At 45.7% G+C, this 10,775-nt stretch carries 7 protein-coding genes; 3 read left to right on the top strand and 4 right to left on the bottom strand.

Features of this window, described 5'->3' with window-relative positions:
- Positions 1-42: 42 nt before the first annotated feature.
- From AACR75_RS02120 to cra, 4 genes are all read right to left on the bottom strand, one after another.
- The gene (locus AACR75_RS02120) at positions 43-2,094 is read right to left on the bottom strand and encodes an ATP-binding response regulator (RefSeq protein WP_013868489.1); all 2,052 of its coding nucleotides are present in this window, start codon (positions 2,092-2,094) and stop codon (positions 43-45) included.
- Between the two features lie 154 nt (positions 2,095-2,248).
- A complete protein-coding gene (locus AACR75_RS02125) occupies positions 2,249-5,290 on the bottom strand; it encodes an AAA family ATPase (protein ID WP_047688438.1) in 3,042 nt (1,013 codons plus the stop codon).
- On the bottom strand, positions 5,290-6,432 hold the full coding sequence (locus tag AACR75_RS02130) for an exonuclease SbcCD subunit D (protein ID WP_047688441.1): 1,143 nt from the start codon (positions 6,430-6,432) through the stop codon (positions 5,290-5,292). The genes AACR75_RS02125 and AACR75_RS02130 overlap by 1 nt, the downstream gene beginning before the upstream one ends.
- Before the next feature lie 142 nt (positions 6,433-6,574).
- A complete protein-coding gene (cra, locus tag AACR75_RS02135; protein WP_197056787.1) occupies positions 6,575-7,705 on the bottom strand; it encodes a catabolite repressor/activator in 1,131 nt (376 codons plus the stop codon).
- Between the two features lie 226 nt (positions 7,706-7,931).
- Here cra and fruB point away from each other — a divergent pair, with 226 nt between their 5' ends.
- From fruB to AACR75_RS02150, 3 genes are all read left to right on the top strand, one after another.
- Entirely contained in the window at positions 7,932-9,074 is a 1,143-nt protein-coding gene (gene fruB / locus AACR75_RS02140; RefSeq protein ID WP_019280997.1) for a fused PTS fructose transporter subunit IIA/HPr protein, read from the top strand.
- A 10-nt stretch (positions 9,075-9,084) separates the two neighbouring features.
- Positions 9,085-10,038: a 1-phosphofructokinase gene (gene pfkB, locus AACR75_RS02145; protein ID WP_047688446.1), complete on the top strand. Its 954-nt coding sequence runs from the start codon at positions 9,085-9,087 to the stop codon at positions 10,036-10,038.
- An 18-nt stretch (positions 10,039-10,056) separates the two neighbouring features.
- Positions 10,057-10,775: PTS fructose-like transporter subunit IIB (locus AACR75_RS02150; protein ID WP_047688448.1), on the top strand; the 719-nt coding region annotated here is incomplete at its 3' end.

Below are 10,775 nucleotides of genomic sequence, written 5' to 3' on the forward strand. Positions count from 1 at the left end.
AAGGATAAGGTAAGGAATAACCCTAGGGTTTACCTAGGGTTATTAAATCCAGTGACTTAATTTTTTTAACAATAGCGTTTTATCCGCTGGTTTTAAAACGTAATCATTCATTCCTGATGTACGGATTTTTTCTATCGTTGAAGGGCTATTGTCACCCGTGTGCCCAATAATAGGCACTTTACTGTAAGAAGCGGTGGATGAACGGATAGATAAAGTGGCCGAAATACCATCCATAATCGGCATTTCAATATCCATTAACACCAAGTCAATTGAATTATTGGCCAACATTTGTAATGCTAATTCCCCATCGCTCGCTTGCAGTACTTCATACCCTTGCTTTTCTAGCAACAGAGCGGTGAAGCTACGTAAGGAGTGGTTATCATCGACCAACAAAATTCGTTTTTCATAATCATATTGTTTTAATGGGATAACATTTTTATCGGCAATAAGCTCTTCCGTTTCAAAGAGTAGTTCATCAATAATCGCCGATCCATCCAATAACAATTTGTGCTTTTCAATTGGGTAAATGGTTAAATGACGCTCCATCGTCAACGCGTAACGCTGATTTTGGTCATATAAATAGCAAACTTTTGCTTGTGTAAAATGCAGTTTAGGTTCCAGTTTGGTTAAGTAATCCGGCGTTTCATCCAACGTTTGCAGATCCACAAAGATCAGATCAAACTCAAATTCAAACTCTTCTCGACGCAAAGCACTCTCAGGCTCTAAGACATTAAGCTGGAAACCAAGATAGAACGATTTCTCACTGAGATAACGATTCACTATGCTCGTTTTGCCAATATAAAGCAGAGATTTCGCCTTCATTAGATCAAGTTTAATATTAGCAACGGCTTGCGAATCATACTCGGGAAACGTTAAGGTAAACTCCGTCCACTCTCCAAGTTCAGAACGGCAGATAATATCCCCTCCAAAAGCATGCATTACTTTACGGCAAAAGGGTAACCCCAGACCATAGCTGCCATTTTTACCGAAGGTATAAAAGTCTTTAAAAATATCGTCCAGCAAATGAGGTTCAATACCAACACCATTGTCTTTCACTGTAATTTGGTGGCAATTCTCACTTGATTTCAAGGTGATATGGATATTAAACATATCGTTATTTTGATAGTAGAACGCATTCTTGAGTAGATTGTAGAGCACGTATTTTAACAGTGTACTGCTGCCTAAAAAATCAAAGTCATCCACCACCTTAAGAGTCACTGCCTGCCTGTCTTCTGGTCTTTTATAAGAAAAACTGCGCAGTGCCTCTTCTATAACAGGCTTTACAGCATGCTTTTTAAAGGTCGATGTTGAGACCCTATTTTGATCAATCGAGGTTAACAGCAAATCAATGGTCTCATTACCGGAGCGAATGACTTCATCAGCATCTCTTAATAGCCCAGCAATCAGCTCTAAATCTTTAGACGGTAGCGTATAAGATTCTGATTTGGATGCCGTAGGATTGGGCAATACTGAACCCATTACTTCAATTGACGCTTTTAACGCACTTAATGGATTTCTCATTTCATGCGCAATCCCTGCGCCAAAAGACTTGGCAATCGACACCTTCGCTTCATGTTCAATTTGGTTACGAAAATAGAACAGGTTGCCAAAAATGTAAGTAAATAGAAAAATCGGTACGTACGGCCATTCCACCATCACTCGCAGTTCCGCGTCCATTACGCCATAAGTCACAAAGTAAGCACATGCTAATGCAATGGCGGCTTGAATCAGCATAACTTTTGTTTCGTGGACTAAGAGGATATGGAGGAAAATAGACGCCATGAACGACATCGCCCAGATCGTTGACCAATCGTTCATCAGCATCATGTAGCCAAAAAAGAATGGCAAACAAAATCCTATTGAAAACAAGTAATAGTAAGGTAAGTAGTGCTGTAAATGTTTCGGCGTTGAATTGCGAAAAATAATCCCCGCAAATAAAATGGCGCAAATCGCCCGTAACTCCATACTTTCATAAGGTTGTGGAAAGAGATAAGTCCACACGTAATAATAAAGGGGAAAACCAATGAACCCCATCCATCCCACAAGGGTGAGGTTCGGCTCAGCGTACTGGTATATTTTTTTTACTACGTCCATGTAACCTTACCAAACTGATACATTCATTTTTATAATCATAATTGTGCATAACCTGATTGTGCATAACCTGTTTTTTTGAAAGCGTCGAAGTCAGTTACACTCATCACGCCATACCTATTAATAACTAGCACAAGATAGACCACATTCCCATTCATTATGCAACAAGTCTTATTGAGCTGCCGTTATTTCTCGCCACATCGACATCAATGCGTAAGGCTATTTGCTCTTTCAGCTCGCTCACGTGAGAAATGATGCCGATCGTTCGGCCTCCTTGTTGTAAGTCGACAAGGGTTTGAATCGCCAAGTCCAATGACTCAGGATCTAAACTGCCAAAACCTTCATCGATGAACAGTGTATCCAGTTTAATACCGCCGCTGTATGATTGCACCACATCCGATAAACCCAGCGCTAATGACAACGCCGCCATAAAAGATTCACCACCAGACAAGGTCGCCACATCTCGCCATTTTCCGGTGTAGCCATCTTCGACCATCAGATCAAGCCCTGAACCCACATTACCTTTGGCGCGATCTTCTTTACGCTTGAGCAGGTAACGCCCCTTACTCATGATCTGCAGCCTCATTGAGGCTTGGATCAGCACATCATCTAACAGCACGCCAAGAACAAAGCGATGTAAACTCACTTTAGCGCCTGTTTTGCCGTTGGCGATATCGCTCAAAGTCCCAAATACTTGGTACTCTTGCTCTAAGGCTTCATTTTTTATATGTAAAATAGCGATTTTTTCTTTCACACTGGCTAAGGCATCCATTTTAGACCGTAACGTGCTCCATTGATCCAATGCGCTTTGCTGTAACATGGCTACAGCCTCGACCGCGCTTGCATACTCAGCAAGATTGGGCTCACTTTTTTCACTCAGCTCACTGGCTAATGTTTGAAGCTGAGCGTTTAACGTCGTACTTCTTTCGTCAAATTGTTTGATCTGCTTTTCAAGCTGCTCGATCTGCTGTGAAGATAAACGTGCCTGTAAATAGTGCTCAGTATCGTCGAACTGGCTCTCAATCAGCGTACTGTGCCACTGTTGCTGTGACTGCGTAAACGCATTTTGCCAATGTATCTGGTGTTCGACCGCCGCCGCTAACGCCGCTTTCGCACCAGAAAAATCGGCATTCGCTTGATTGAAGCGCGCTTTGGTTTCCGCATCTAAACGGTTGAGATTAGCCAATTGCAGCTCTAACTGGGTTAAAGATTCGTTCAAATGCAAACTGTCTTGATACGACTCCGGGATCCCTTGGCTTAAGGCAGAAACTTCGGTCTGCTCTTTGGCAACCGTCAGGGTGGCCTGTTCGACTTTATGCTGCTGCGTTTCAGCATTTTGCTTAGCTTGTGCTAACTGCAGTTCTAATTTTGCCAATTGTTGAGCTAATTGCTCTGGATTGAGCGATTCAAGATGAGCAATGGAATGTTCAAGATCGCTTTGAGCTTGCTGCAGTTGTACTAAACTTTGCGTATTTCCAGATAATGACTCCCTCAAACTTGCCATCTCTTGCTCAAGCCGTGCGTATTGGGTCGCTCGTTGCTGTTGCTGTTTTAGCGTTTCTTGCTCTGTGGCCAGTTTGTTTTGCTGTATCGCTCTCGCCTGCCGCACTTGCGCCTTAGTCACCGTTTCTCCGGTATAACGCGCTAATTTAGGATGATCGCAACTGCCACACACCGGGCACTCGTCGCCTTGATCCAAGGTTCGAGCCAGCTCGGCGGCTTGGTTGGTGTGCCAAATCAGCTCTAATTTATCGGCTTGCTGTTTCGCGTCCAATGTCGCGCGCTGCGCCAAATCAAACTGCTGCTGACTATAGCTCAGTGCAGCTTGCTCTGTGGCTAAACGCTGTTCAAGCTGCTGCAGCTTTAATAAGCGATCAATCTGCTGTTTGATGGTTTCAAGCTCTAAACGCTGGCCTTTTAACTCAGCCAACTGCTGGCTAACTCTTTCGCACTCTTGACGCTTAAGCATAATTTGCTGCTCAAACTGCTCAACAGCGGTGCGCAAGTTGTGGCGATTTTGCGTCGCGAGCTCCACTTCACGTAAGGCTTGTTGCAGCGCTTTTTGATGATGCTCCCGTTCAACAAGCTTAGTTTTGATTAGGTTTAAGTCATAAATTTGTTGCATCAGATTCGGCACTATTTTGACTTTTTCTGCCGCGTCTTCTTGAGCCGCTTTGGCCTGTTGCCACTGCTGTTGTGACTGCGTAAGCGCTTGCTCTTTTTCGGCTCTTGCTTGGTTGGCCGCTTCTAACTGACGTTGTGACGATTGTAATTCGTAATAGGGTGAATCTAAGCGCGTAGCTTGTAAGGCTTGATGCCTTTGAGCTTTTACCGCATCGATGACTGACGATTGTGCATCATGATCGGCTTTAAGTTGCACGAGTTGACGCTGCTCTTGAAATTGTTTAGCAAGGGTTTGCGCCGCTTTTTGCTCGCTGCTCGCTGCATCAAACCTTTGCTGGGCATCTAGGTACGCTGCGTGAGCGGCCGTTAATTGGGGTGACAGCTCAGCAATGCACGCTTCAAGGTGTGACTCGCTAGTCGCATTCACGACGTCCAATGCGCCTTTAATTTGGTGATCAAATTCTTCTTTCGCTTTGCGGATCCCCGCCGCTTTCTCAAACAGCGCTCGTTCAATTTGGCTATAAATGTGAGTTTGAAACAACTGACCAAAGATTTGCTCCCGCTCTTTGGAGTTGGCAGTCAGTAATTCACGAAATTTCCCTTGGGGGATGACCATCACTTGGCGAAACTGTTTTACATCTAAACCGATCAATTCCACCATTGCTTTACCGACGGGATTGGGTTTGTTAGCAAGCAATTTCATTTCGCCATCGACCCATTCAAACAAGCTCGCGGCATGGGATTTTTTTGTTGAGCCTTCACCGCGTTTTTTCGGCACTTCTTGGTCGGGCGAGCGATCAACTTGGTAGATTCGCCCGCCAAGCTCGAACTGGTAGCTGATTTCGGTGAGCGTGTGCGGGTCCGCGTAGTCGCAGCGCATTTGATCACCAGTACGCTCACTGCCTGTCGTTTCACCATACAAAGCGTAGCAAATGGCATCGAGCAGTGAACTTTTGCCCGCTCCGGTTGGACCATTAATCAAAAATAGCGGCGAGGCACCCAAAGCGGTAAAATCCACCACTTCTTTATGAGCAAAGGGGCCAAATGCTTGCAGGGTCAATTGTATTGGACGCATTAGGCTTGGGCTCCCGGCTTTAGTGCTTGAATGACGTCGATCACCGCTTGCTCTTGCGCTGCGGTTAACGCTTCTTGCTTAGCTTCTAAGAAAAAATCGCGGAACATATCCACCTCACCGCGTGCCAAACGTGCACGCCCCATTGCTTGATCAACTCCCACCAACATGCCCGGTTTTTCTAAATGCAGTACGTTGGGGTAGGATTGACGCAGTTTTTCCATCGGGTCCAGTATCGCGTGTTTGTCGGTAAGACGAACCAACAGATAATCGTGGTTGTGTGGGTCTGTTTTGCCTTGCTCGATGATCTCCAGCAACTCACCTTCAATAATACGCATGCTATGAGGAGCAGTCAGTGGCACATGCGTGGCGCTGGCAAAACCTTGTTCATCAAATTCAACCAAGGTCGCTCCTTTCTTGTGGTGCTGCTCTGAAAAGCTGTATTTTATTAGAGAGCCAGAGTAACGGATATACTCTTCCCCTTTTTTCTGCGGTTGGTGCAGATGGCCGAGTGCAACATAATCAAAAGGTACAAAGTGTTGATGACTGACACGATCAGAGCCGCCAATGGACAGAGGTCGTTCAGAGTCAGATTCGATAGCGCCATCAACAAAACAGTGACTAATTATAACGTGACGTTGTGACGGATCCCACTGCGATATAATCTTCTCAATAAGGTATTGATGGGCTTCATCATGACTGGTTACGGCCTCTCCAAAGTAGTGGCGCACGACTTCAGGGTCGTTATAAGGCATACCATAAAATGCCACTTCACCAGCAATGGCTGATTTTAGTACCACAGGCTGCATCATCTGTTCAAAATTGCTAATAATGTGCAAGCCCGAGTGTTGCATCTGCTTGGCCGCAAAGCCTAAACGCTTCGCCCCGTCGTGGTTACCGGGGATCATAATTAAGGGGATGGAAAGCTCGTTGCACACGCGGTTGACTATATCATCCATCAATTCAATGGCTGCAGTCGGTGGAACTGAACGATCGTAGATATCTCCGGCGACGATTAAAGCATCCACCCGATTACACTGCAGATACTCAATCAACTGATTGAGTACTGCGCGCTGATCATCCAATAAAGAAACGTTGTGAAATTGTCGACCGAGATGCCAGTCAGAGGTGTGAAGAAACTTCATTCCAACCCTAAAGATAGCGAAAATCAAAGTGCTTCATAATACGCGATTAACCAAGAAAAGCGACGTAAGATCGAGAAAAACAGAGCTTAGGTTACGTGAATTTTCTTGATGACTTTATAAAAATTAAGCTAAAAAGTGACCATCAATAGATACGAACTTTCAGTTTACGAGGCACCAATTCGATCCCAGCTTGATAACGTTTTGCCGAAGCGTTGAGTGCCAACGCGAGTGCGCTGTCGGCAATCAATTCAAACTGCTGCGGCAACGAGTTGATTTTAATCGGCAAGAAATCAAGTAAACGATTATCACCAAATGTCGATAACTTCACACGATTCATCAAGCTTGGGTTTTCAAACAATACATCTAAAATCCCTTCAAGCAGAGTGTAAGAAGTCGCGACGATCGCATCTGGCATGCAGTTGTTGGCGATCCAATCATTCACCACTCGTTTGCCCTCTTCTCGATTAAAGTGCGCGCCATAACCGATGATACTGTGCACAGTTTTCGCTCTTAACGCGGCTTCAAAACCCAACTGACGCTCTTGCGAAATATTGAGCTCTGGTAATGCACCGACCAAACCAACGGTTTTAATCTCCGGCGTTAATAGAGAGTGAGTCAATTCAAACGCGGCGTTGAAATCTTCACTGATCACACAGGCAAAAAATTCATCATCTAACGGGCGGTCAATCGCAATAACCGGAGTGCCTGAATGTTGCAACTTGAGATAAAACTCACTGGCGTGAGGAATCGCGCTGGCGACAAATAGCGCATCGATGCGGCGTGAGACCAAGGCATCCACCACCGACATTTCGGTATGCGGGTCATCGTCCGAACAGGCGATGAGAATTTGGTAACCCGCTTGGCGAGAGTTCTGTTCTAACAATTTAGCAAGACGCGCGTAACTGGTGTTCTCAAGATCAGGGATGATGAGCCCAAAAGAACGGCTATTTCCTGCTCGCAAAGCAGAAGCGGCGTGATCGGGACGGTAATTATGAGCATCCACCACGGCCATCACTTTCTGCTGGGTTTTTTCACTAATGCGGTACTTCTGCGCTTTGCCATTGATTACATAACTGGCGGTGGTTTTAGAGACTCCCGCTAACTTCGCTATCTCATCTAGTGTCATATCAACCACTCTTGTTCTGTGCGTCGGATCATAGAACTCATTTTTTGATCCTTGATGAAGTTGAATTATACGCTGAATCGATTCAGTATAAAAGCTGAAAGGATTCAGCAAAATTACAAAATGATAACTAAGGCTACATTTGACCATCACTTCATCGATGTAAAGATCACCAAATGTGAGTGTTATAAAAAATGAGCAGTGCGAGTAATAAGTTGAACAGCGCCATTTTTCGTCAAAAATAGGTTTGCTGAATTTTTTTGGGAAAAAAGCTGAAACGATTCAGCTTGAATAAGTCATATTAATAAACTATCACTTAGGTGAAATCCATACTTAAAAGTGATAACGAATTAAGCCGTAAGGCAAAGAGGCCAAAATGCTGCAACTCAATTCCAACAATATTACTTTGGGCCAATCACCCACGAACAAGCAAGAGGCGATTCGGGCTATCGCAGCGGATCTAACCAACAAAGGGTTCGTCGAAGCAGGTTATGTCGATGGCATGCTTAACCGTGAAGCTCAGAATTCGACCTTTCTTGGTAATGGTATCGCGATCCCACACGGTACAACCGATACACGTCAACTGGTTAAGCAAACGGGTGTTGCTGTTCACCACTTCCCCAACGGCGTTGACTGGGGTAACGACGCAACCGTTTATGTCGCGATTGGTATTGCAGCGAAATCCGATGAACATTTGGGCATTCTGAAGCAACTGACGCAAGTGTTGTCCGCCGATGGCGTTGAAGAGAAACTGAAACAAGCGTCCAGTGCCAATGATGTCATTGCACTCCTCAATGGCGAAGTGCAATTTGAGCCTGATTTTGATGCTTCGTTGATCCAACTGCTTTTCCCTGCCAGTGATATGGTACAGATGAGCGCCGTCGCTGGCGGTTTGCTACGCAATACCGGCTGTGCTGACAATGAATTTGTTGCCGAACTGGTCACGAAAGAGCCAACCCACCTAGGCAAGGGATTGTGGTTAATCAGCAGTGACAAAGCGGTCAAACGCACGGGCATTTCGTTTGTGTCAACCGCCAATGCGTGTGAATACAATCAACTCAACGTCAAAGCCTTGATCGCGATTGCCGCTTGTAATAATGCCCACCAAAACATTCTGGATAAGCTCACGCAGCTTGTGCTTCAGCAGCAGCAAGAAACCTTACTCAATGCGAATGCTGCCCAATTATTGGCTTTCTTCAGCAATGACAATGAACAAGCTCCGGCAAAAGATGAGAGCGCAGCAAGCAAGGTTGCGGTATTCAAAATCAAAAACGCACATGGTCTGCACGCTCGTCCAGGAGCGATGTTGGTAGCCGAAGCGAAGAAATTTGAAGCCAATATCAAAGTATCTAACTTAGATGGCGACGGAAAAACAGCCAACGCGAAAAGCCTGATGAAAGTCATTGCGCTGGGCGTAAAACATGGCCACCAGCTACAGTTTTCAGCTGAGGGGCCAGACGCCGAGCAAGCATTAGAATCGATCGGTAAAGCGATTGCTTCTGGTCTAGGTGAAGGGTGAGGATTAAGTCATGACAAATAAAGTCGTCACTATCACGCTCAACCCAGCGCTTGATTTAACAGGTAGCTTGGATGTGCTGAATGTTGGCTCAGTGAGCCTAGTCAAACAAGGTTCACTTCACGCCGCAGGTAAAGGGGTTAATGTTGCGAAAGTACTGAGCGATCTCGGTGCAAAGGTGACTGTGACCGGATTTCTTGGCCGTGATAACCAAGAGTTGTTCTGTCAGCTATTTGATCAAATGGCCGCAATTGATGAGTTTGTTCGTGTTGATGGTGCAACCCGTATTAACGTGAAATTGGTGGAGCAATCGGGCGAAGTGAGCGACATCAATTTCCCCGGAGTTGAAGTGACGCCGCTTGCCATTGAGCAGTTCGAACGCACTCTCGAGAGATTAGCCGCTGATCACGACTATTTTGTGCTCGCTGGTAGCTTGCCACAGGGCATCTCCCCAGCATTATGTGCTTCGTTGATCGAAAAACTGCACTCCATGGGTAAAAAAGTGCTGTTTGATAGCAGTCGTGATGCCCTCAAAGCGGGTCTTGACGCAAAGCCTTGGTTGATTAAACCAAACGATGAAGAGCTTTCTCAATTTGTGGGGCGTGAACTACACACTCCTGAGCAATGCCAAGCTGCCGCCGCGCAACTGGCCGAAAAAGGCATTGAAAATATCGTGGTGTCGATGGGAGCAAATGGCGTGATGTGGTTGAACCAACATCAATGGCTGCATGCAAAACCACCACGTATGCAGGTCGTTAGCACTGTTGGCGCAGGCGATACTTTAGTTGCGGGCCTTTGCTGGGGACACATGCAGCAGATGGAAAAAACAGAACTGCTTACTTTTGCCACTGCCCTCTCTGCGTTAGCTGTTACGCAAGTCGGCGTGGGTATGTCAAACCGAAAACAACTCGAAACCCTACAACAACAAATCCAATTACAACCCGTTAGCTTAAGCGCTAACTCATAAGGACAGAAGGTCGTAACTATGAAGATTGCTATTATTACCGCATGCCCCAGTGGTGTTGCAAACAGCATCATTGCTGCCGGGCTGCTTGAACAAGCGGCAAAATCGCTCAATTGGACCGCTGTGGTTGAATGTCATTCCAGCATCATTCAAGGCCATACGCTCTCTAGCAGTGAAATCGACAACGCAGATGTGGTGGTTATTGCTCGTAATACACCAATAGATACCACCCGCTTTATCGGCAAAAAAGTGTACCAAAGTGACATTTCAGCCTGCACGTCTGATCCCGTTACTTTTTTAAACAGCGCGATAAGTGCAGCGACTATCCTAACTGAGCAAGAGGCAAAAACGGTGTCTGCGCCAGTCGTAACGCAAGCTGCTAAAAAAATCGTGGCTATCACCGCTTGTCCAACGGGTGTTGCACACACCTTTATGGCGGCAGAAGCGCTAGAAAACCATGCAAAACGCCTTGGCCACCAGATCAAAGTAGAGACACGTGGTTCTGTGGGCGCGAAAAACCAACTCACGGCACAAGAGATTGCTGATGCGGATTTGGTGATCATTGCGGCCGATATCGAAGTGCCACTCGATCGTTTCAACGGCAAAAAACTGTACAAAACCAGTACTGGCCTTACACTGAAAAAAACCGAGCAAGAGATCACCAACGCGTTTAACCAAGCGTCTATTTATACGCAATCGTCAGCGTCTAATAATAATCAAACCGAAGAGAAAAAAGGGGT

Origin of the sequence: Vibrio sp. ZOR0018 (assembly GCF_963865925.1) — a bacterium.
GTDB classification, from domain to species: domain Bacteria; phylum Pseudomonadota; class Gammaproteobacteria; order Enterobacterales; family Vibrionaceae; genus Vibrio; species Vibrio anguillarum.